This window comes from Flavobacterium soyae (genome assembly GCF_045348165.1).
In the GTDB taxonomy this organism is placed as follows: domain Bacteria; phylum Bacteroidota; class Bacteroidia; order Flavobacteriales; family Flavobacteriaceae; genus Flavobacterium; species Flavobacterium soyae.
The window spans coordinates 2,566,964-2,591,220 of sequence record NZ_CP150845.1 but is presented as its reverse complement, the minus strand read 5'-3'; the positions used below and the strand labels follow the sequence as shown (position 1 = coordinate 2,591,220).

At 35.0% G+C, this 24,257-nt stretch carries 15 protein-coding genes; 5 read left to right on the top strand and 10 right to left on the bottom strand.

Features of this window, described 5'->3' with window-relative positions; all coding sequences use genetic code 11:
* Positions 1-109 precede the first annotated feature (109 nt).
* The 3 genes from AABD74_RS11050 to AABD74_RS11040 form a co-directional block, all read right to left on the bottom strand.
* The gene (locus tag AABD74_RS11050) at positions 110-2,197 is read right to left on the bottom strand and encodes a cytochrome c biogenesis protein CcdA (RefSeq protein WP_406845564.1); all 2,088 of its coding nucleotides are present in this window, start codon (positions 2,195-2,197) and stop codon (positions 110-112) included.
* Entirely contained in the window at positions 2,197-3,507 is a 1,311-nt protein-coding gene (tilS, locus tag AABD74_RS11045; protein ID WP_406845563.1) for a tRNA lysidine(34) synthetase TilS, read from the bottom strand. Before tilS ends, AABD74_RS11050 begins: the two co-directional genes overlap by 1 nt.
* 299 nt (positions 3,508-3,806) lie before the next feature.
* Positions 3,807-5,093: an anthranilate synthase component I family protein gene (locus AABD74_RS11040; protein ID WP_406845562.1), complete on the bottom strand. Its 1,287-nt coding sequence runs from the start codon at positions 5,091-5,093 to the stop codon at positions 3,807-3,809.
* Positions 5,094-5,275: 182 nt separating this feature from the next.
* Here AABD74_RS11040 and AABD74_RS11035 point away from each other — a divergent pair, with 182 nt between their 5' ends.
* Both AABD74_RS11035 and AABD74_RS11030 read left to right on the top strand, forming a co-directional pair.
* Positions 5,276-6,169, top strand: coding sequence for a DUF4349 domain-containing protein (locus AABD74_RS11035; RefSeq protein WP_232681164.1), 894 nt, complete (start codon positions 5,276-5,278; stop codon positions 6,167-6,169).
* Between the two features lie 207 nt (positions 6,170-6,376).
* Positions 6,377-6,751 carry a DoxX family membrane protein gene (locus tag AABD74_RS11030; protein WP_232681163.1) on the top strand — a complete coding sequence of 125 codons (375 nt, stop codon included), beginning with the start codon at positions 6,377-6,379 and terminating at the stop codon, positions 6,749-6,751.
* A 762-nt stretch (positions 6,752-7,513) separates the two neighbouring features.
* Here AABD74_RS11030 and lpdA read toward each other — a convergent pair.
* The 4 genes from lpdA to AABD74_RS11010 form a co-directional block, all read right to left on the bottom strand.
* Positions 7,514-8,917: a dihydrolipoyl dehydrogenase gene (lpdA, locus tag AABD74_RS11025; RefSeq protein WP_406845561.1), complete on the bottom strand. Its 1,404-nt coding sequence runs from the start codon at positions 8,915-8,917 to the stop codon at positions 7,514-7,516.
* Positions 8,918-9,300: 383 nt separating this feature from the next.
* Positions 9,301-9,549 (bottom strand): type II toxin-antitoxin system RelE/ParE family toxin, encoded by a 249-nt coding sequence (locus AABD74_RS11020; RefSeq protein ID WP_406845635.1) that lies wholly within the window; start codon positions 9,547-9,549, stop codon positions 9,301-9,303.
* A gap of 30 nt (positions 9,550-9,579) precedes the next feature.
* The gene (locus tag AABD74_RS11015) at positions 9,580-9,825 is read right to left on the bottom strand and encodes a hypothetical protein (RefSeq protein WP_232681160.1); all 246 of its coding nucleotides are present in this window, start codon (positions 9,823-9,825) and stop codon (positions 9,580-9,582) included.
* Between the two features lie 320 nt (positions 9,826-10,145).
* Complete coding sequence (locus AABD74_RS11010; RefSeq protein WP_053471104.1) at positions 10,146-10,604, bottom strand: Lrp/AsnC family transcriptional regulator; 459 nt, start codon at positions 10,602-10,604, stop codon at positions 10,146-10,148.
* Positions 10,605-10,970: 366 nt separating this feature from the next.
* On the opposite strand from AABD74_RS11010, the gene AABD74_RS11005 reads away from it, so the two are divergent.
* On the top strand, positions 10,971-12,200 hold the full coding sequence (locus AABD74_RS11005; protein WP_406845560.1) for an aminotransferase class I/II-fold pyridoxal phosphate-dependent enzyme: 1,230 nt from the start codon (positions 10,971-10,973) through the stop codon (positions 12,198-12,200).
* Between the two features lie 419 nt (positions 12,201-12,619).
* Positions 12,620-16,549, top strand: a complete 3,930-nt coding sequence (locus tag AABD74_RS11000; protein ID WP_406845559.1) for a starch-binding protein — start codon at positions 12,620-12,622, stop codon at positions 16,547-16,549.
* Positions 16,550-16,615: 66 nt separating this feature from the next.
* On the opposite strand, the gene AABD74_RS10995 is transcribed toward AABD74_RS11000, so the two are convergent.
* From AABD74_RS10995 to AABD74_RS10985, 3 genes are all read right to left on the bottom strand, one after another.
* Positions 16,616-17,710: a DUF695 domain-containing protein gene (locus AABD74_RS10995; RefSeq protein WP_406845558.1), complete on the bottom strand. Its 1,095-nt coding sequence runs from the start codon at positions 17,708-17,710 to the stop codon at positions 16,616-16,618.
* 141 nt (positions 17,711-17,851) lie between these two features.
* Positions 17,852-19,786 carry an amino acid permease gene (locus AABD74_RS10990; protein WP_406845557.1) on the bottom strand — a complete coding sequence of 645 codons (1,935 nt, stop codon included), beginning with the start codon at positions 19,784-19,786 and terminating at the stop codon, positions 17,852-17,854.
* A gap of 369 nt (positions 19,787-20,155) precedes the next feature.
* Positions 20,156-23,062, bottom strand: coding sequence for an FAD-binding and (Fe-S)-binding domain-containing protein (locus AABD74_RS10985; RefSeq protein WP_406845556.1), 2,907 nt, complete (start codon positions 23,060-23,062; stop codon positions 20,156-20,158).
* Positions 23,063-23,260: 198 nt separating this feature from the next.
* Here AABD74_RS10985 and AABD74_RS10980 point away from each other — a divergent pair, with 198 nt between their 5' ends.
* Positions 23,261-24,070 carry a mechanosensitive ion channel family protein gene (locus tag AABD74_RS10980; protein WP_406845555.1) on the top strand — a complete coding sequence of 270 codons (810 nt, stop codon included), beginning with the start codon at positions 23,261-23,263 and terminating at the stop codon, positions 24,068-24,070.
* Positions 24,071-24,257: the final 187 nt, after the last annotated feature.

Below are 24,257 nucleotides of genomic sequence, written 5' to 3'. Positions count from 1 at the left end.
CGTTCCCGTGGTTGAAACCACGGGCTATGTTTTTGAAGGTGCTGATATTTTGAATCGCCAGCAATTAAAAATTAGAATATCTCTTAATTCATAACTCACAATTCATAACTTACTTAAAGTTCGCTATTCCTTCTTTTAACCACTTCAAATATTCTGCAGCACTTACATAACTAATTGTTGGTTTAGAAGTGTGCAGATTATTACCTTCTAAGTCAGTAATTACATATAAAGGCTGTGTATTGGTTTTATATTTAGAGATCATAAAATCTGTCCATTTATCACCAACTGTAATGATTTTGTCTCCGGCAGCAGTTACAAATTGCTCTTCTTTTGGCAATTCGCGTTTATCATCAACATAAAGAGAAATCAAAACAACATCATTTTTTAAGATTGGTAAAATCGTTGGTTCAGACCAAACATTGTTTTCCATTTTTCTGCAGTTTACGCAGGCATAACCTGTAAAATCAAGCATGATTGGTTTATGGATTTCTTTTGCATACGCTAATCCGTCTTCGTAATCGTGAAAAACCATAATACCATGCGGGCCTAATTCTGCTCCTTCAGGAAGTCCTTTTACATCAGTACTCAAACCTGAATTACCAGATCCTCCTACTCCAAACGGGCTTTCGCTATATTGCGGCGGCGGCGGAAATGCGCTGATTAATTTCAATGGTGCTCCCCAAAGTCCGGGAATTAAATACATTGTAAATACTAAAGTAAGTAATCCTAAATACAATCTTCCAACAGAAATATGCTGTAACGGACTATCATGAGGCAAAGTAATTTTTCCGAATAAATATAAAGTCAATGCAGCGAAAATAGCAATCCAAATTGCAATAAAAACTTCTCTTTCTAAGAAATGCAATTGTAAAACCAAATCGGCATTTGATAAAAATTTAAATGCCAATGCTAATTCTAAAAATCCTAGAACAACTTTTACAGTGTTTAACCATCCGCCAGATTTTGGTAATGAATTTAACCAGCCCGGAAACAAAGCAAACAACATAAAAGGTAAAGCTAATGCCGATGAAAATCCTAACATTCCAACAATTGGAGCAATTCCTCCGTTTGAAGCCGCTTCAACCAATAAAGTTCCAACAATTGGCCCAGTACATGAAAATGATACAATTGCCAAAGCCAAAGCCATGAATAATATTCCAATTATTCCACCTTTATCTGCCTGCTGGTCTGCTTTATTTGCCCATGAATTTGGAAGCATGATTTCGAAAGCCCCTAAAAATGAAGTGGCAAAAATGATTAAGATCACAAAGAAAATAAGGTTAAACCAAACATCTGTCGACAATGCATTTAAGGCATCAGCACCAAATATTTTAGTAACAATAAGCCCTAAAATTACATAAATAGCGATAATAGAAAATCCGTAAATAATAGCATTTCTAATTCCTTTTGCTCTGCTTTTGCTTTGTTTTGTAAAGAAACTTACTGTCATAGGAATCATCGGAAATACACAAGGTGTCAGCAAGGCTGCAAATCCTGATAAAAACGCAATAAAAAAGATCGACCACAAACTTCTGGCTGGTGCCGGAGCAGGAATTTCTTCATTTATCTCTTTTTCAGTTTCTGCTTTTACTTTTTGATCTTTCGTTACTTCTGCTTCTTTTTTAACGGTATCAATTGCTAAACCAGTTCTTTTAGTTTCGTCTAATTGCGCTGGTGCTATAACCGGAACTTCTTCCATTTTAAAGGTTGAAGGAACTGCAATAGAAAATTTCTTATTTGAATTGATACAAACATCTTTACAAACCTGAAAATCAAAATCTACATCAACCGTTTTTAGATTCGGGTTAATAATTTTAATTTCCTGCTCGATATGCGCTTTTCCTTCAAAGAAAGTTTCATTTACACCAAAAACATCATTAAAAGCAGTTCTGGTTTTACCTTCTTTGGCTTTGCCAATTAATTCATAGTTTCCTTTTTGATTTTTAAAGACTATTTCTAATGCAAGCGGTCCGCCTTCTGGAGTGAATTGCGAATACATATGCCAGTCTTTTTCAATCGTACCGTCAAAAATTAAAACGGCATTATTTCCTTTTTTTTCAATTTTAGAACTCCATTTTACAGGCTCTAAAATTTGAGCATTACCCGCCAAAGCAAAAAAGAAAAACAGAAAAAAGACAGTGATTTTATTCCAGATATTTTTAGCAAATATCATTTGATGGTTTTGATTAAAGTTCATTATTGCAATTCTATTTTAAGTATTTTATTTGTGGTGTTTTTTATTCTAAAACGTTCATCCTGCCTAATTCCAACAACCCATACGATTTGATTATCAGATGTTAAAATCCATGTTTTTTCCTTTTCGATCAGTGATAGTTTTTCGTCTTTAAAAAGTTTGCTCACTTTTTTAGACTTTCCGTTCATTCCAAAAGGCTGAAAAACATCTCCTTCATTCCATCTGCGCAAAACCAAAGGAAACCCGATTTTTTCGGCGTCCACAAATATAGTTCTATTTGAATCTATACTTATGTGATCAACGTTACAAAGTCTCAATTTTAAGGGAAAATTAACTTCTGTATCATTCGCATCGATTTGAAATTCTTCTTTTTCAGATATTTCTAAAATCGGGCTTAAAATCAATGTTTCCCGATTTTTCAGCAATCTAAATTCTTCCGAAAGAACCTGTTTTCCTGATTGTCCATCAACTAAATCATAAATATCATTCCACGCCGAAAAGCCAAATTCATTCAGCCATTGGTACAAATACGATTTATAATTCGAAAGTTTTTTTAGCTGATTCAAATCAAAATAAATATCCTCTCCAACTTCTTTTGCAGCCTGCTGATAAATCATAATCGACGCATCTTCAACCATAACCTGCGATTCCTGCAGATACGATTGTGTTTTTTGAAATGCGTTTAAAAAATTGGGATTGATTTCTTTAAGAATGGGAACTAAATCGTGGCGAATTTTATTTCGCAAATATTTATTAGATGCATTGCTGCTGTCTTCTCTCCATTTTATATTATTTTCTTCGGCATATTTCAGAATTTCTTCTCTTGAAAATGGCAGAAGCGGACGTATTATTTTATCATTTTCTTCTGGAATTCCGGTTAATCCTTCTAATCCTGTTCCGCGGGTTAGATTAATAATAAAAGTTTCCAGATTATCATCTGCATGATGCGCTGTTAAGATATAATCGAATTTTTTTTCTTCCAGAAGTTCATAAAACCAATTGTAACGAAGTTCCCGCGCGGCAACCTGAGTAGAAAGTTTATAATCTTTTGCAAAAGCTTCGGTATCAAACTGCGTTATAAAAACGGGAATATTATTTTGATCGCAATATTCCTGAATAAAATTCTGATCTCCGAAACTTTCTAAACCGCGAAGCTGGAAATTGCAATGCAAAACAGCAATTTCATACGGCAATTGTTTCAATAAATGTAGTAAAACCATACTGTCTAAGCCCCCGCTAACAGCAAGAAAAAGCTTTTTCTCGACTAAAAATGGAAATCTGGATGCGATATGATTTTGAAATTTTGAAAGCATTTGATAAAAGTAACAAATTAAATTTTATCTATTTTTAAATGAAATGTTAAGCGGTGATTTTTTTTATTTGCCACGAATTACGCAAATTTTCACGAATTATTTTCATTCAGATTGAGTAGTTTTTTGCCACAGATTTAAAGGATTAAAATGATTTATTTCTAAATTTTAAATTAAATCTGCAGAATCTGCGTGAAACAAAAAAAATCTTTTTAATCCTTTAAATCTGTGGCTATATTTTTTTACATCAAATTGAAGAAAAAAAATTAGTGGAAATTTGTTTAATTCGTGGCAAACCTTCTTTACTGTAAAACTTTGTGCATTGCTTTAGCTTTTAATAGACATTCTTCGTATTCTTTTTCGGGAATTGAAAGGGATGTTATGGCGCTTCCTACTGAAAATGAAGCGTATTGCTTTTCCTGATTGTATAAGATACTTCGAATAACGACATTGAAATCAAAATCACCTTCTGGTGTGAAATAACCAACAGCACCGCTGTAAAGTCCGCGTTTGGTTTCTTCCAGGTTTTCGATGATTTTCATAACCGAAATCTTTGGCGCACCTGTCATACTTCCCATTGGAAAAGTTGTTTTTAAAACGTCTGCCGGAGAATATTCAGGATCTAATTTTGACGTTATGGTCGAAATCATTTGATGAACCTGCAAGAAAGAATAGATTTTGCAAAGTTCTTCAACTTCAACAGAACCTTTTTGTGCTGTATGTGATAAATCGTTCCGAACTAAATCTGTAATCATAATATTTTCGGCACGTTCTTTTGCATCAGATTCGAGGAATTCTCTTGATTTTTGATCTTCTGCCGAATCTAAAAATCGTTTTGAAGTTCCTTTTATAGGCTGAGAAATAATTTTATCTCCCACTTTTTTCAGATAACGTTCCGGTGAAGCTGAAAGTAAATATTGTTTGTGATTTTTGAAAAAAACTGAAAATGGTGCTTGCGAAATTTCATTCAGTTTCTCAAATTTTTCTAACGGATTAATTATTGCATTTTCGGCAAAAAATTCCATGCAAAAATTTGCTTCATACATATCGCCTTTATGAATATGTTCAAGCATTTTAGTTACTTTTTCAACATATAAATCTCTGGAAATACGCTGCTCAATTTTTAAAGATGCTGCACTTTCGACTTTTGACTTTTGACTTTCGACTATCTCATTAAAATCATCTTCAACCTCATCATCACAAAGCAGCAAATATTGAATTTCAAGCTGATTTCCTTTTAATACAAATATTTTTTTTGGCTGAAAAAAGAACAAATCCGGAAATTCTAATCCATCAAAATTATTTGATTTTAAGTCTTCAATATCATTTTTTAAATCATAAGATAAATAACCAAACAGCCAGTCTCTTGTGGTTTGCTGATATTGTTTTAAGTCATCAAAAGCGTTGTGAAAATCAGTTTTTAATGATGTAAAAGCATCTACAGCCAATAAACAATCAAAACTTGAATATCGCTGCGGATAAGAATTACTGTCTAAAAAAATGACTTCACGAAATTGCTGTGCCCAGATTAAAAGCTGTTGTTTAAACTGCTCCGGGTTTGAAATAGGCTTGGTAATAGAAACTCTCAAAAATGAATGGATTTTTAAATTTCAAAATTACAACAAAAAAAGACCTTCGATAAAAGATTCGATAAAAATTATTGGCACGCTTTTTAGTACATCGGTTTTATATTAATTCACAAACATTTTAACAAATTAAACAAATTAATACCATCAAAACATTTTATTCATTAATCAAATTTTAAACATTTATGAAAACAACTGCAAAATTAGGTTTGACCGCCTTAACTATTATTATTTTATTATTTTCCTGCAAAAAAGCAGATTACGCTTCTGAGGAATCAGCAGATTCTAAAATGACGGCAGACAGTACTGCTATTTCATCTTCTGCAGCAGTCGAACAAAAAGACAGCAAACAGAAATTTATCCGAACTGCTGATATTAAATTCAAAGTTAAAAATGTCGTCAAATCTACTTACGCAATTGAAAATGCTGTTCAAAAATTTGGCGGTTTTGTTACTTATACAAATTTACAAAGTAACATTCACGATCAGATTAAAACTAAAATCAGCCAGGACAGTACACTTGAAACTACTAAATATTCAGTAGAAAATAATATTACAATTCGTGTTCCAAATACAAAGCTCGACACCATTATTAAAACTATTGCCAAACAAATTGACTTTTTAGATTACAGAATAATACAGGCCGATGATGTTTCAATAAAGTTACTTGCCAATCAGCTTTCGCAAAAAAGAGGTGCTGTAAGCGAAAAAAGAGTAGAAAAAGCCATTGATTCTAAAGGCAAAAAAATAAATGATGTTATTGATGCCGAAAATACGCTGGCTAACCAAAAAGAAGAAAATGATAATCGCATCATTGAGAATTTATCGATGCAGGACCAGGTTAATTTCAGCACAATTACTTTACAGCTTTATCAAAATGAAACTATCAAACAGGAAATAACTGCGGGCGAAAAAGACAGTTCTGCGTACAAACCTAATTTAGGAATCCAGATTATTGATGCTTTAAAAAGCGGATGGTATATTTTGCAGGCAATATTAGTTTTTTTCATTAATCTTTGGCCAATTATATTACTTGTAATCAGCGGATTCTTTCTTTATAAAAAATATTATAAAAAATAAGAAAAGTGTTAATAAAACAACAATTTCGTAATAAAAAAATCATTATATTTGATACAGCATTAAACTAATCCCAAAGTAGAATATTATTGATTGTTAAATTCTCAATAAAATAAGACTTAAAATAGATTTCCGTTTTATTTGAAGAATATTGATTTGTATTATCAGCACACTAATTATATCATTTAACCTATTCAAATTCTAAGTATTATGAAAATTGCTACTATTATTGTCCGCGTTTTGATCGGCCTTCTTCTGCTGTTTGCTTCTATTTCGTTCTTTTTTAAACTTGCGCCGGAACCAGAAACAACAGGAAATTTTAAGGCTTTTAATATGGGTTTAGTTGCTTCAACTTATTTGCTTCCGTTAGCAAAAACTGTTGAGCTGCTTTGTGGTCTTTCATTTGTAACAGGTCGTTTTGTGACTTTGGCAAATATTCTGATTTTACCAATTACGATCAATATTTTGTTTATCAATTACTTTTTAACGCCTGAAGGCCTGCCAATTGCCGGATTACTTTTTCTAGGCAATTTATTCTTGATTTACAGATATTGGGATAATTATAAAACTGTGTTTACGCCTTAATTATTTATCGTATAAAAACAAATAAACCCGACATTTAGAATGCCGGGTTTTTTATTTAATTTGATTTATCGTATTTTACCCAAACCAAGTCTGAATATGATATACTCTAATTTCCTGAGTTTTGATAAGAAAAACTGTTTTTAATACTTTCTGGCATTGTAGTTTCTCCAGAAAGATTCATATGTATTTAAGCTTTCGCCCGCAACAAGAGTATGTTTATAATCGTTGTTTGCTGCAACAACATTACATCCTGAATAAAGGACCAAAAAATGAGACTTTGAGCATACCAACATTGTCTTTTCTGACAAATTTGGCTTTCCCGATGCTCTGTTCCCACTTGTCTTTTTTGACACCATAGCCCTTATTATCGACTCTAATGGTACCGGTTATCGTTGAGAGAATATTTGGCGGTAACATTATCTAAGTTTCTTTCCCAATTGTAATCTGATCATGCGATTTTATGCCATCTTAAATATCCGGCTTTATCAAAATTGGTAACTGCAGCAGCTTTTTTAGGAATAATAGAACCGCAAGAATAAAAAACAGATTGCGATTCTTGCTCCTAACAAAAACTGGAGCTATATATCTAGTTATCAAGATGTAATATTTTTATTACCATAAAGATTACATCTGAATTACACATCTAATTTACAAAATTTTTCTCCAAGTTTATATTTTTTTAGGCATTAAAATTTGCTGTAAAATAAAAAAACCATCAGAAATAATTCCTGACGGTTTTTAAATATGATTGTACGTAAAAAATTATACGTGTAAAGCTCTATTTTCTGTCGCTGCCAATGCTGCTTCTTTTACCGCTTCCGCGAAAGTTGGATGCGCATGGCTCATTCTTGAAATATCTTCGGCAGAAGCTTTGAATTCCATAGCAGTAACCGCTTCAGCAATTAAATCGGCTGTACGCGCTCCAATCATGTGAACTCCCAAAACCTCATCTGTTTTCTCATCAGCCAAGATTTTTACGAATCCGTCTAAGTCAGCACTTGCTCTTGCACGTCCTAAAGCTTTAAATGGGAAACTTCCAGATTTGTATTTTACTCCAGCAGCTTTCAATTGCTCTTCAGTTTGTCCAACCGCAGCAACTTCTGGCCAAGTGTAAACTACACCAGGAATTAAGTTATAATCGATATGCGGTTTTTGACCTGCTAAAATTTCAGCAACCATTACTCCTTCTTCCTCTGCTTTGTGCGCTAACATTGCCCCGCGAACAACGTCACCAATTGCATAAATATTAGGAACGCTAGTTTGTAAATGATCGTTTACTTCTACTTGTCCTCTTTCTGAAATTTTAACTCCGGCTTTGTCAGCGTTTAATCCGTCTGTGTAAGGACGACGACCGACAGAAACTAATGAATAATCTCCTTCTAAAGTGATTGTTTCTCCTTTTGCATTTTCAGCCTGAACTACAACAGCATCGCCGTTTCTTTCTACTGATTTTACTTTGTGAGAAACGTAGAATTTCATTCCTTGTTTTTTCAACACTTTAGTCAATTCTTTTGAAAGGGAACCGTCCATTCCCGGAATGATTCTGTCCATGAATTCCACTACAGAAACTTGCGCTCCCAAACGTAAGTAAACTTGTCCAAGCTCGATTCCGATAACTCCACCACCGATGATAACTAAATGTTTTGGAACTTCTTTTAAAGCTAAAGCTTCAGTAGAAGTGATGATTCTTTCTTTATCAATTTTGATGAATGGTAAAGATGATGGTTTAGAACCTGTAGCAATTACAGTATATTTTGCTTCGATAGTTTCTGATGTTCCGTCAGCTTTTGCAACTGCAATGTGCGTTGCGTCTACGAAAGAACCTAAACCATTGAAAACAGTAATTTTATTTTTTTCCATTAGGTAGTTAATTCCACCTACGGTTTGATCTACAACGGCTTGTTTGCGTGCGATCATTTTCTCTAAATTGATTTTTACATCACCAGAAACTTCAATTCCGTGATCTGCAAAATGAGCAATTTCAGCATAATGGTGAGAAGAAGATAATAATGCTTTTGAAGGAATACAACCTACGTTAAGGCAAGTTCCGCCTAATGAATTATATTTTTCTACAATTGCAGTTTTGAAACCTAATTGTGCGCAACGAATTGCTGATACATATCCGCCAGGACCTGAACCTATAATGACTACGTCAAATGAACTCATAGTATTTTGTTTTTATTTTAGCGGTTACAAAATTAAGCAATAAAGTTTTGTTTAAAGTTTAATTTTCAATGTTTTTTGTGTGAAATTTTGGAGGAAGGTTTTCTGCCACGAAGGCTCTAAGACACAAAGTTTTTTTATTTTTTTTTAGTCTCGCAAAGACGTCGAGGCGCAAAATTTATACTCAAGCTTGTTATCCTGAGGAACGAAGGATCACACGAGGGATTCTGTAAAGATTGGCAACTTGCTTTACGGAATTACTTTATGGAGTTTCTAGTGTGATCCTTCGTTCCTCAGGATGACAAACTGGACGTTAGACGCACTGCAGTGCGTCTCTACAAAAAAACCTTTGCTCCTTTGCTTCTCTGAACCTTTGAACCTTCAATCTAAGGTTTTCTTTCTGGATTTCTTGAAGTATGAAATACTGAATAAATAATTATTTCAGCACCAATAATCTCATAAATTATAACAAATGGAAATTTAACCAACGTCATTTCTCTATAACCTGGCTTTTTTTTAATTTCAAATAATTCTGGATTAGTTTTTAAAACTTTTAGATAAGATTTTAAATAAGTTAGAAATTGTTTTCCTAAACCTTTACTTCTACTTTCATAAAATTCAATAGATTCATCAATTTCTTTTCTGCCAATGGTAAAATTTTGATTTTAAAAACCATATTTAGCATTCAGTCGTTGCTCTGCTTCTTCCCAAGTACTTGCTTCTATTTCTCCAGACAAATATTTTTCTCTTTCTTCAGCAACTTTATTGTAATGTGAATCTGGAACGATTGACTCTTTTTCATCGTGATTGATGGCATCAAAAACGCTTTCCAAAATTTCTAATTTTGAATCGTCATCAATGATTTTACCAAAATCCTTTATAAGCTTGCGTCTTAATTCCTTCGTTTCCATTTTGTTTGTATTTAAACTCAAATTTAAGTTTTATAATGATTCAATTATGTTAAAACTTGTTTTTGACACGAAGGCTCGAAAGCACAAAGTTTTTGTTTTTTTTAATCTCGCAAAAACGCAAAGGCACAAAGTTTATACCCATGCTTGTCATCAGGATCACACGAGGAGCTCCGCATGCAAAATCGCCAATCTTTGTAGAGTTTCGCTTGTGATCCTTCGTTCCTCAGGATGACAAACTGGACGTGAGACGCACTGCAGTGCGTCTCTACAGAAAAACCTTTGCTCCTTTGCTTCTCTGAACCTTTGAGCCTTTGAACCTTCTAAAACGAAATCACCGTCGAATTCTTCACCTCACTAATCATAAACATACTTTGTGTACTTCCTATATGCTGCAAACTTGTGAGTTTAGTTACTAAAAATTCCCTGTAAGCTTCCATATCTTTTACTAAGACTTTTAGAATATAATCGTAATCGCCGCTTACGTGATGGCATTCTAGAACTTCATTGAGTTTTATGACTTCGCTTTCGAATTTGGTTAAGAATTCTTTAGTATGTTGAATGAGTTTTAAATGGCAGAAAACTACAAATCCTTTTTCAATTTTGGATTTATCTACTAAGGCAGCATAGTTTTTTATTATTCCTTCTCGTTCTAATTTTTTGATTCTTTCATAAACAGCAGTTACCGAAAGATTAAGTTTTAAGGACAATTCTTTATTGGTCTTTTTGCTATCAGTTTGCAGTAAAACCAGGAGTTTTTTATCTATTTCGTCTAAAGTCATTATAGTTGATGGTTTTTGGTTGATGGTTGATAGTTTATCACAAAAGAAAGAAAATCTATTCAACTGTGTTTTTTACATCAAATTTAGATTAAAAATCAGCACAAATATACTTTTATAGTTTTAAATTCTAATTTTTCATTTTATAGTTGATTAATTTTCTTATTAGATCTTATTTTGAATAGAATTTCTTTTGAAATATGAATGTCCTGGCCCTGATAGAAGTGGAAATCCTTTTGTGCCGGTCCCGATAGCTATCGGGAGGCACAAAAGATTGGAACGGATAGCAGGAATAGCTCCTAAAAATCAACACTAGGTTCAAACAACTTGAAACCTGAAACTTGAAACAAAACAAAAAAACTAACTATAATGAACAACTTCAACCCAGCAGATAAAATTCAGGATTTGCAATATTTTGGGGAATTTGGCGGCGTAAACCCATCGATTTCTGATTCTTCGACTTATACTTTTCTTTCAGCTAAAACCATGTTTGATACTTTTGAAGGTAATATGGAAGGCTGTTATTTGTATTCGCGCCATTCCTCGCCAAGTAATTTGTATTTGGATCAGGCTTTGGCTGCGATGGAAGGAACAGAAACGGCAAATGTTTCGGCTTCGGGAATGGGAGCGATTACACCTACTCTATTGCAATTGTGCGGCGCGGGCGATCATATTGTTTCGAGCCGAACTATTTATGGCGGAACTTACGCTTTTCTGAAAAACTTTACACCAAGATTCGGGATTGAAACGAGCTTTGTAGACATTACTAAACTTGATATTGTAGAAGCTGCAATTACGCCAAATACGAAAGTTTTGTATTGCGAAACGGTTAGTAATCCGTTATTGGAAGTTGCTGATATTGCAGGTTTAGCTAAAATTGCTAAAAAGCACAATTTGAAATTGGTTGTTGATAATACGTTTTCGCCATTATCAGTTTCTCCTGCTAAATTGGGTGCTGATATTGTGATTCATAGTTTGACAAAATACATTAACGGAAGTAGCGATACGGTTGGTGGTGTAACTTGCGCTTCTAAAGAATTTATCAATTCTCTGAAAAATGTAAATTCTGGTGCAAGCATGCTTTTAGGCCCAACAATGGATAGTTTGCGTTCTGCAAGTGTGATGAAAAACCTTCGCACACTTCATATTAGAATTAAACAGCACAGCCATAATGCGCATTTTCTGGCCGATCAATTTGAAAAAGATGGCTTAAAAACGGTTTATCCTGGATTGAAAAGTCACCCGAGTCATGAATTGTACAAAACAATGATTAATCCGGAATATGGTTTTGGCGGAATGCTGACAATTGATGTTGGTTCTTTGGAAAAAGCCAATGAATTAATGGAGTTAATGCAAGAAAGAAATCTAGGTTATCTAGCGGTAAGTTTAGGTTTTTATAAAACCTTATTCAGCGCGCCTGGAACTTCAACTTCTAGTGAGATTCCGTTAGAAGAGCAAAAAGAAATGGGACTAACTAATGGTTTAATCCGTTTTTCTATCGGATTGGATAATGATATTCAACGTACTTACGAAATGATGAAAGCTTGTATGAAAGAGCTTGGAGTTTTAAAAAAAGATTCTAAGGTTCTGAGTTGCTAAGATTCTAAGTTTTTTTACTTCCCCTCGCAGATGTAGCAGATGGGGCTGATCTTTTTTTTAGCAAAATAATCTGCTTAATCCGCGAGAGAAAAAATTATCCACAATAAATAAAATACATCTCTCAATAAATAAATTTGCACATTTTTTTAGATTGTTTTGAATCCGCTGGAGATCTTTCTCAAAGCGGATTTTTTATTTACCAAAAACACTCATTTACAAGTGTTTAAAATTTACAAATATCAATTTCATATTAAAAAATAACAAATTTTACGATTAATGTTTTTTAACTCATTATTTCTGATAAAGTTTTAAACACTAAAACGTTGTAGTAATTGGATTTCAAATTATTAGGTATTTCAAGTGTTAATAAAACATACTTTTGTCAGAAATTTAACCATTTAACCAACTAAACCGAAATTATGAAAAAAAACCTACTCTTGTTTTATGCCTTATGCATTCCCTTTACTTTTTTGCAAGCACAAGTGCATACTTCTTACTTATGGCATCTGCATCAACCGACTTATTGGGGAGATATAAGTAAGAAAAATCCAAATCGATACCAAATTGTAAAAGAATCTCAAGACTTGAAAGTCTCGGGTGTCAATAACGATAAAAACGGATTGGCTCACCCAACTAACAATCTCGAAGAAATTTTTGGAGCAGGCGATCGGGTTGCCGCTTATCAATTTGCTCCAAAAAATGCTATTAATTCTATTCGTGATTTAAGCAAAGCGGGAGCACAAATTACCTACGGCGGTTCTTTGATGGAAAATGTCAATGAATTGGCACAAGCAAATCAATGGGGATATTCGAATTCTTGGACACAGAATATCAAAGACGCAAAAGGATGGAAAACTTCAAGCGGATTTTCTCGTATGGAGGTGGTTTCTTTTACAATGCATCATGCGCTTTCTCCTTTATTGAGCGACGAGGCTCTAAAGAAAGAGATAAAAGCACATCAATACTATAGTGCTCAATTATTTGGAACTCATGATTCTAAAGGATATTGGCCAGCAGAATGTGCTTTTTCTGAAAGAATTATAAAAACTTTAGCTGAATGTGGCATCGAATGGTCTGTAATTGCCAACAGTCATTTGTCAAGAACTTTGGCCGATTATCCAATAAAATATGGCTCTGGCGGAAGCATGTGTGATCTTCCAAATAAAGCAGATCAGGTAGAAACTCTTGGAGGAACTTGGTTCTCTGCGCAAAAAGATGCCCGTGGCGGACAGTTTGCCGTACCTTATTCTTATCTTCCTTATAAAGCGAAATATGTTGATCCTGAAACTGCTCAGGAATATAAAATCACTGTAGTTCCAATGGCTGATTACGAAAGTTATGAAGATGGATATGCTGCAATAGGCACTTCCTTAATTGCTCCAATTGTGGCAAAAGCATCGACTTCGCCAAGACCGCCATTGGTATTATTTGCTCATGATGGCGATAATGCCTGGGGCGGCGGATCGTCTTATTACAACGAATCGGTGACGGGCTTTTCTCATGCATCTTCTGCTAATGGAAATATTGCAACTACAATTCCACAATATTTATACGATAATCCTGTTCCAGAGTCGGCGGTTGTACACGTTGAAGACGGCGCATGGGTAAACGCAGATGGAGATTTTGGACATCCACAGTTTACCAATTGGCTTTGGCCTTTCTTTGATCCGGTTACTAAAAAATTTAATCCAAATGGCTGGACCGAAGATATGATGAATCAGGCGATAACAACTGCCGGAGAAAATCATGCAATTATGGCTGAGCAATTGGAAGGCAATAATCTTAGAATGAGCGAAATTGTAAATCCAACCGCTGCAGTAAGTCCTGCTGAAAAAGCATGGCACTTTTTAATGGCTGGCTATGACAGTGGAAATGCTTATTATGGACTAGCTGAAGATTTAGAAATAAAAACAACTCTTGCTGTTAATAGATGCGTGCAATTTGCAAAACCAACTTTAGATGCACATCCAGGAGCTGATGCAACAAAACCATCTGTTTTTATTCCGCAGCGCTGGCCTTATAATCCTGGTGAAAAAGGATATGGAGCGCCTTATGCGTATAAAGATTTCTTAAACTCTGCCGACTTTACCGTATATACTTTTGCTTATGATGTAAGCGGAATTGAAAGAGCGGAATTAAAATATAGAATTGATGCTGATGGAAAAAACAATCTGAATTCCAATCAAAATGAAACTTATGCTGGCGGAAGCGAAGTAGGAAGCTGGATAACGCTGCCTATGGCAGAAAGAGTTTTCCCGAAAGGAAATGTTACCAATAATCCGCAAGCTGATTTATACATGCTTCCAGATGTAATAGCAAATCAATATTCTGCTGAAATTGCTGGAATATCAGAAAAATTATTAGACTATTATGTGGAAGTGACCGATAAAAAAGGAAATACCACTAAATCTAAAATTCAGCACGTTTGGGTTGGAAAAAACTTAGATGTTGCACCAAAAATTGCTTTTACACCAGATGCTGGAAATTCGACTACGGCTATAGATGTAACTATTACAGCAACAGACAGCACAGATCCAAAACCAAAATTATATTACACAATTGATGGTTCTACTCCAACAACAGCTTCGCCAGTTGTGGAGTCAACAAAAACAATCAACATTACGCAAACTACAACAATTAAAGCTTTTGCAGTAGATAAAGACGGCAATCAATCTGATATTGTAACCAAAATATATACTATTGGTACACTTCCAGAATTTACGGTTTATTTTAAAAAACCATCTAATTGGAACTCTGCCGTAAAAATTTATTATTGGTCACCAACGGGAACTGCTCCTGCCGTAACTTATCCTGGAGTTGCAATGACTCAAGATTGTGGAGACTGGTATAAATATACTTTCCCATCGACAGTAAGCGCTTCAAATTTATTGTTTAATGATGGTTCACTAAAAACAGGTGATTTAAGTTCAACTGGTGGAATCAAATTTTATGATAACGGTTGGCTAAGTGCTGAACCTGCAAACAGATGTCCTTCTGTCGCTCCCGATTTCACATTCTCGCAAGCAGGTGGAAATTTCACTACAGGAACCACTTTAAATCTGACTTTAACAGCAAACGAAAGCTCTTCTGTAATTTATTATACTCTTGATGGAACAGAACCTACCACAGCTTCTGCTTCTGCAGTGGGTTCACAAGCAATTACAATAACAAGCACAACGACACTTAAAGCATTTGTCAAGAATGCTGCGGGAGTTAGTTCTGCCATAAAAACAGAAACCTATACTTTTAGTACTCCTGCTGCTTTTACGGTTTATTTTAAGAAACCATCCAATTGGAGTTCTTCAGTTAAAATTTATTATTGGTCGCCAACAGGAACTGCACCCGCAGTAACTTATCCTGGTGTTGCAATGACGCAAGATTGTGGAGATTGGTATAAATATACTTTTCCGTCAACAGTAAGCGCTTCGAATTTATTGTTTAATGATGGAAATCTAAAAACTGGAGATTTAAATACTACAGCAGGAATTAAATATTATGATTCTGGCTGGCTGAGTGCTGAACCTGCGAACAGATGTCCTGTTATTGCTCCAGATTTCACCAATTCTAAACCAGGAGGAACATTTACAACTGGAACCACTGTCAATGTTATTTTAACCGCAAACGAAACGTCTTCCACCCTATATTATACTTTAGACGGTACAACTCCAACAACAAACTCTGCATCGGCAATTGGCAGTAAATCTTTTGCTTTTACTACAAATACAACTTTAAAGGCTTTTGTTGTCAATACGTCTGGAGTTTCATCAGCTGTAAAAACAGAAACTTACACTTTTACTGCAGTTCCAACACTTACAGTATATTTTAAACCTCCAACAACTTGGACTTCTGCTCCAAAAGTATATTATTGGAATGCTGTTCCATCGGGAAGTGTTGCTAATGCTGTTTGGCCAGGTGTAACAATGACAGCTGATACAAATGGTTTTTACAAATACACCATCACTGGACCAACATCGATCAATGTTATTTTCAATAATGGCTCTAGCGGTTCTGCAAATCAAACTGCCGATTTATTAAGTAAAACTGATGGCTACTCGTACACATGGGGAGCAAGTACGGCAAAAACGGCAATTAATGTAGCTGATAAAGAAGAAGCACAAGAAACCTATGCTGTTCGTTTATACCCTAATCCCGCAGATCAGACACTTCTTATAAACTCTACTATTGCAATAAGCAATTACACTATTATTTCTGCTCAAGGAAGTATTGTTCAGGAAGGAAAATCTAATACAAGCAGTATTGATGTAAGCCGTCTAAGCTCTGGATTGTATTTTATTACCATCCGTTTAGAAAATGGCGTAGAAACAATGCAAAAGATTGTGAAAAAATAAATCTATTAAATTATTAATTTTAATAAAAAAGCCGTTCTGAATAATTCCAGAACGGCTTTTTGCAATTTATCTCGGCTCAAAATGTCTAAATGACTGCCAGTATTTATCTTTGTAGAGTTCGTAGCTTATTTCAAAAACCCCACTGTATTTTTTAATTAACTCATCGGCAATTTTGGCTGGTTTTCTAAAGTCTTTGCAAGTAAAAAAGATTTCTCTTTTATTGTTTGCCGTTTCTCTTCCAATATTTAAAAACCCGTCAGAATCTGGCAAAATTTGAATCATTTCCTCTTCTATTTCGTCTAGCAATTTATACGTTCTTTCATCTGGCAATCCGCCGTTGTTACAATCTTCAAAAGGAATTCCAACAATAAAAATCCACGGATGCGACGCTTTTTTATCCCACTCAATTAACGTTGTATTTATTAATGCCAAAACTACCAAACCATCCTTCCCTTTTCCTTCAAAATTAGCATAACTATCATTCTCCGTATTATGTCTTGTCCCTTCGTATTTTTCGACGAATTCCTTTTCTCTCCAAATTAAATAATCTTTTAATTTTTCGATCGGAATTAATTCTTCAGAAACATTTTCTGGGCCTGTAACAACCAAATTATCAATTAAAGTTACAGAATGCAGTTCTCCCAAATAATTATCTAGAAAAATATATACTCCGTTAGCTATATTAGATTTTTTCTCTTCAACAAAGTGATCATAAACAATTACCAGATCAATTTCGTCTGGATACTCTTCATGAATGCGAGGGTAAAATTTCAGGTTTTCTTTACTGAACTCAAAATCCTGATAAGTAATACCTATATTATTGATATCTGAAGCCGGCTTTAGAGCTGTAAATTTCCAGCCTTCAATTTTAGGGGCATTAGCAACTAATTCCTCAATTGCATAAATATTTCTAATTGCTCCGTCTGACGTTAAAACCAATTCGGCTGTCTGATCGTCAAACATTCCGGCAAGGAAATAAATTCCTTCGTGCATTTCATCTAGCTTTGGGGCAAGTTTATCAAAAAAACCTTGATGTATATTTTCTCCGCTTTGAACGGTTTTAAAAAACGCTTTTTCATTTGCTGAAAACCAATTCCAGAAATCATTATAAGATTGTATTGGAGCTTCTTTTTTGCCCAATATTTTATCTAGAAAACTCATGTATTACTAATTAAAATTTCACTAGAAACAAACTTAAGGAAAAGCGTTTTTAAAACATAGGAATATTTCTATAAAATATCAAGAATGCAAAAAGCCGTTCTGAAGTACTCAGAACGGCTTCTATGGTATTCAATTTTAATTTTACCCTATATTTTCTGTATTAAGTTTACTATTTTTTCTACTGTAAGTAAAGTAAATCAGTAATCCGATGATTAACCAGATTGTAAAATAAATCCAGTTCCAAACGCTTAATTCGGCCATCATATAAAGACAGCAGATTAATCCTAAAAGCGGAATTAAAGAAAGGTTTTTTCTAAAAGCCCAAACTGCTAGTCCAACCAAAACGAATAAGAATATCCACATTGGAATTTTGTGTTTGAATAAACTAAATCCTGATTCATATTTAGCAGAATCTGCAATTGGTAAACCTTTTACAACCTCAGCATATTTCGCTTCGTCGTCTTGATATTGTCCTAATAAATGTTCTAAATCCGAAGTTTCGGCAGTTTTATTGTTTACTTCGATACTTTCTAAATATTTGAAAACTTTTTCAGATTCTGATTTATCCAAAGATGTTACGATTGAAGCAGCATCATAAATTTGTGGCTCATTATTAATAAAAGCCATTGTCGCTTTATTATTGAAAGCAAAAGCATAATACAATCCAACGATCATTAAAACCGGAAGAATAAACTTCGAGTTAATATAAGGCGTTTTGAATTTTCCTCTTGGAATTTCAGGTTTGTTTTGTAAAACCAAAACTCCTGCACAAACCAATACAAAAGCAAATAAAGTTCCGATACTGCATAAATCAGTTACCATTGTCAAATTCAAAAATAAAGCTGGAATCGCTACCACAAAACCTGTTACGATTGTAGCAAAAGATGGAGTTTTGAATTTTGGGTGAACAGTAGAAAATTTCTTTGGCAGTAAACCGTCACGGCTCATACTCATCCAGATACGAGGCTGCCCCATTTGAAAAACCAATAAAACGCTCGCCATCGCTACTACTGCACTAACTGCAATAATTCCCGACATCCATTTTAAATCTAATTTATCGAAAACAAATGCAAGAGGATCTCCAACATTTAATTCGCGGTATTTTACCATTCCGGTTAAAACCAAGGCAATAGCAATATATAAAATGGTGCAAATAATAATCGCCCACATCATTCCTCGAGGTAAATCTCGCTGCGGGTTTTTACATTCTTCGGCAGTTGTCGAAATAGCGTCAAAACCAATATAAGCGAAAAAAACAGCCGAAACTCCTTTTAAAACCCCGCCAACTCCATTTGGAGCAAATGGATTCCAGTTTGCTGTATCTACATAAAATACACCAACAGCAATTACTAAAAGCACCACACAAAGTTTTACAACAACCATTAAGTTACTCGCGTTACGAGATTCTTTCATTCCTCTGTAAACCAAAGCTGTAATTAAAATAATAATGAATAATGCAGGTATATCGGTAACGAAATGAAAAGATCCAATAGTTGGCGCAGTTGTCCACGCTGTGTGTGCCTGCTGCAAAGCGACACTTAAATTTTCAAAAGATTTTCCACCACGCATTAGTGCTTCGGCATCTTTAAATCCGTTTGAAGCGGTTAAATAATCCATCTGAATCCATTGTGGCAAGTGAATGCCGCCGCTCTGGAGCAGTCCCGTAAAATAGTCACTCCACGATATGGCGACGGTTATATTTCCTACGGCATATTCCATAATTAAAGCCCAACCGATAATCCAGGCAATTAATTCTCCAAAAGCTACATACGAATAGGTGTAAGCACTTCCTGAAACTGGAACCATCGAGGCAAATTCGGCGTAAGCAAATGCTGCAAAACTACATGCTAAAGCCGTAAATAAGAACAAGAAAATAACAGCTGGGCCGCCGTCTGCGCTGGCTTTTCCAATTGTACTAAAAATTCCCGCTCCAACAATAGCCGCTATTCCAAAAGCAGTTAAATCTTTGGTAGTCAAATGTTTTCCTAGTGCATTATGACCATCTGATTCATTCTGAGCAACTTGCTTCAGAATATCCTGTACTGTTTTCTTTCGGAATAAACTTGAAAATGCCATATATGTTTTGTATTATAAATTAATTTAATTCAGTTGTTATGGTTTTATTTTGCAAATAATGCAAAAATTATCCTTATTTCAAATATATAAAACGATTTTGTTTTTACAGGCGTTTTTTTTCTGCTGCAAAGACACTAAGTCACAAAGTTTTTTTGCCACAGATTAAAAGGATTAAAATGATTTTTCAATCTTTATCTAAATAATTTTTCAAGCAGATTTCGCAGATTTAATTTTAAATTAGATATAATTAAAATCTGCGTGAAATAAAAATCATTCTAATCCTTTTAATCTGTGGCTAAACTTAAAATAAAAAATCCGTGTTCATCCGCGTTTTCACGAAGTGAATCCGTGTCATCCGCGTGCCATTTCTCAACGCAGACAATTTCTCAAAATACTAACCGGATGCAGCGCCTCACGTTTTGTTCCATCATAAATTTGATGGCGGCAGCTCGTCCCAGCAGCAGCAATTTTTACATTTTCGGCAGTGTTGCGTACTTTTGGAAAAAGCGTGTCCTCTCCCATTTGCATGCTCACTTTATAATGCTCTTTTTCATAACCAAAAGAACCCGCCATTCCGCAGCAGCCCGAATTATAAATTGTAACCGTATTATTTTTAGGAAGGTTCAGCATGGCGAAAGTCGCTTCAACAGAACTCAATGATTTTTGATGACAATGTCCGTGAATTTTAATTTCTTTCGTTTCTTCAGAAAAAGAATCTGGCGTTATTTTTCCGTCAATGATTTCTTTTTTGAAGAATTCTTCGATTGTAAAAGCATTTTGAGACAAACGTTCAGCGCTTTCTTTATCCGATGCCAATCGCAAATATTCATCTCTAAAAGTCAAAATCGCCGAAGGTTCAATTCCAATTAACGGCGTGTTACTCGAAATCAAATCTTTGAATATATTGACATTGATATCCGTTATCTTTTTCGCTTCTTCCAGAAATCCTTTTGAAAGATAGGTTCTTCCGCTTTCTTCATGATTTACGATTAAAACTTCGTAACCTAATTTCGTCAACAATTCAAAAGCATCAATCCCGATATTTACGTCGTAGTAATTCGTAAATTCATCTACAAACAAATACAATTGTCCGTTTGGAAAATCTGCGTTTTTGGGTTTATTACTTTCATACCATTTTCTAAAAGTCTTTTTTGCCAAAAGCGGAACTTGTCTTTCGGGCGCAATTCCCATTGTTTTTTTTACCAAAAATTGATTCGAAATAAAATTCGTAATCGACGGGAATTTACTTCCCATTTTGTTCAATTTTGCGTTATTGGCAAAAATCTTATTTCTAGTCGAAAATCCGTTTGCTTTTTGATATTGGTATAAAAATTCGGCTTTAAGAGTCGCAACGTCAACATTACTCGGACATTCGCTGGCGCAGGCTTTACAGCTTACACACAACTCAAAAACTTCATATAATTCTTTCTGGTCAAATTTGTTTTCTTTTTCAGAATACGTCAAATATTCGCGCAAAGCGTTTGCTCTTGCACGAGTCGTTTCCTTCTCGTTTCGTGTCGCACGATAACTCGGACACATCGCTCCTCCCGCTGATGGCATTTTTCGACAATCGCCAGAACCATTACATTTTTCGGCAGCACGCAAAATACCCAAACTGTCTGAAAAATCCTGAAACGTTTTGATATCGGGTTCTACTCTTCCTGAAACTACACGATGGTTTTCGTCCATTTTCAAAGCGTTGACAATCTTCCCGATATTTAAAACCGAATTCGGGTCAAACGCTAATTTGATTCTTTTCAGTAATTCGTAATTCTTCTCGCCAATCATAAACGGAATAAACTCGCCGCGTACAATTCCATCACCATGTTCACCACTTAACGAGCCTCTATATTTTTTTACCAAATGCGCCACTTCTGTTGCAATGGTTCTAAATAATTTTAAATCTTCAGTTTTCTTCAAATTCAAAACCGGACGCAAGTGCAGTTCTCCCGCACCCGCATGCGCATAATAAATCGCTTCCTGTCCGTGACGCAGCATCATCGCCGAAAACTCTGCAATATACGCTGGTAAATCACTTAATTCTACGGCTGTATCTTCAATAGAATCAGCCGCTTTATCGTCTCCTACAATACTTCCTAAAAGTCCGAGACCGGCTTTTCTCAGTTCGTTGGCTTTATCAATATCAGCTCCGTAAATTTTAACAAGAGCGTAACCAAAATTGTGTTTTTCTAAATCTGCAATTAAAGCATTCGCCTGATTTTCGGCATCTTCTAAAGTGTGAGACGCAACTTCAAACAACATAATCGCTTTGGGTTCGCCAACTAAAAAGAAACGGTTTTTAATATGTTCACGATTCGTTTTCGTACAATCCAAAATCGTATCGTCTATCATTTCGCACGTATACAAATGATGTTTCATCGCCACCACAACAGATTCTAAAGATTCCTGAATGGTGTGATAATGTCCAACGACCATAATACTGTGCGCTGGCGGTAAATCGTCAACTTTTAAAGTAATTTCGGTCGTAAAGGCCAAAGTTCCTTCGCTTCCGCAAAGCAGTTTTCCAAGATTTATAGTTGGTTCTGTTCCGCCAAATAATTCTGATCGTAACAAAATATCAACGGCGTAACCTGTATTTCGTCTGTGAATTTCTGGTTTCGGAAACTCTTTTATAATTTCTTCCTGATTCTCTTTTACCGAAAGTTCGTCGTAAACGCTTTTGTAAATTTTATTTTCTAAAGAATCACCTTTGGTTTTCTCGATAAATTCCGCCGAAGTCAATTCGCCAAAAGCTACCTCTGTTCCATCGCTCAAAATCGCTTTTACCTCAGCAATTTTATCACGCGTTACACCATAACGAATCGAAGTTGTTCCAGATGAATTATTTCCCACCATTCCGCCAATCATTGCACGGTTTGAAGTTGATGTAATTGGTGCAAAAAATACTCCGTATAGTTTTAAATACAAATTCAATTCATCGCGAATAACGCCAGGCTGAACCGTTACCGTTTTTTTCTCAGCATTATAACCTAATATTTTGGTGAAATGTTTCGAAACATCAACTACAAGTCCATCGCCAACGGCTTGTCCTGCAAGTGAAGTTCCGGCCGTTCTTGGCGTAATCGAAATATTATGCTGCGCCGCAAAGCGAATTAATTTACTGATATCTGCTGTCGATTTAGGCAAAGCCACCGCATTTGGCCGAATCCGATACACTGATGCGTCTGTCGAATAAAGTGTTTTATGAAGATCATCGTATAAAAGTGTGCCTTCGAGTTCGCCGGCTAATTGCTCTAAATGAGATTGGGTCAACATGTAAATGGTGCTTTTCTTTAAAAATAATTGCTCAAAAACTGAGACAACAAATATAAAAATATAGCTGCGTAAAATGTATAAAATGCCGATTTATCTTAACAGCCCGTCAACATTTTATAAAATTAAAGCCAAATTCTGTAAAGCACCAAAATTACGAAATGGGTAATTTTAATATTTTACTTTTTACGCCTTACAATTATGGAAAATTTCGTTCAGGACGTCTTCAAACATTTAGAAAACTATTATTACAGCATTGTCGATCTTACACCAAAATTTATTCTCGCCATTGTTGTCATTCTCGTTTCGTGGTTTATTGCAACCCGAATTGGTATTTTTACAGGAAACCGACTCAAAGCCAGAATGCACGACCGACTTCTCGCGACTTTTATTGCCCGTTTAATTAAATCGGTTTTGATTATTATTGGGGTTTTGTTCATGTTCAAAATTATTGGTCTTGACGGAATCGCTCAAAGTATGCTTGCCGGAGCTGGAATTTCGGCTTTTGTAATTGGTTTTGCGCTTAAAGATATTGGCGAAAATTTCCTAGCCGGAATTCTGCTCGCTTTCAAACGTCCGTTTTCTATTGGCGATATTATCGAAAGTAATGGCGTAAAAGGCGAAGTTATCAACCTCAACCTTCGCGATACCGAAGTAAAAAGTGATTCTAAAATCATTTATATTCCCAATGCACTTTTAATTAAAAATACGCTTATTAACTACAACAGCGAAGGTTATCTACTTCAAACTTTCACAGTCGGACTAGAATACGGTTCTGATTATGGAAAAGTAATAGAACTCGTAAAAGAAGTTCTAAAACGAAATGAAGAAGTAACCGAAAAAGATCATGAAGATGCAGCCGTAATAACTGATATTTCCGGGGCGATCATTCAGCTAAACATCCGCTATTGGGTAAAAACCGGAACCAATAGAAAAAGCGCCGAATGCCGTTCTAAAATCATCGCCGAAGTTTTGAATACTTTAAAGGAAAATGAGTTTGTGCTTAAGTAAGGTTCTAAGGTTTTTCTTTTTCCTTGCCTTTAAACTTTACTGTCATCCTGAGCGTAGTCGAAGGCTTATGAAAAATAAATTTCTCCTTTTGGATTTTGGTGTACTTACAAAAATTGGAATTTTATTTTTTAGGAGCAATTTCCTGCTGTCCGCTATATCTTTTACGCCGAACCCCAGTGCAAAAGGA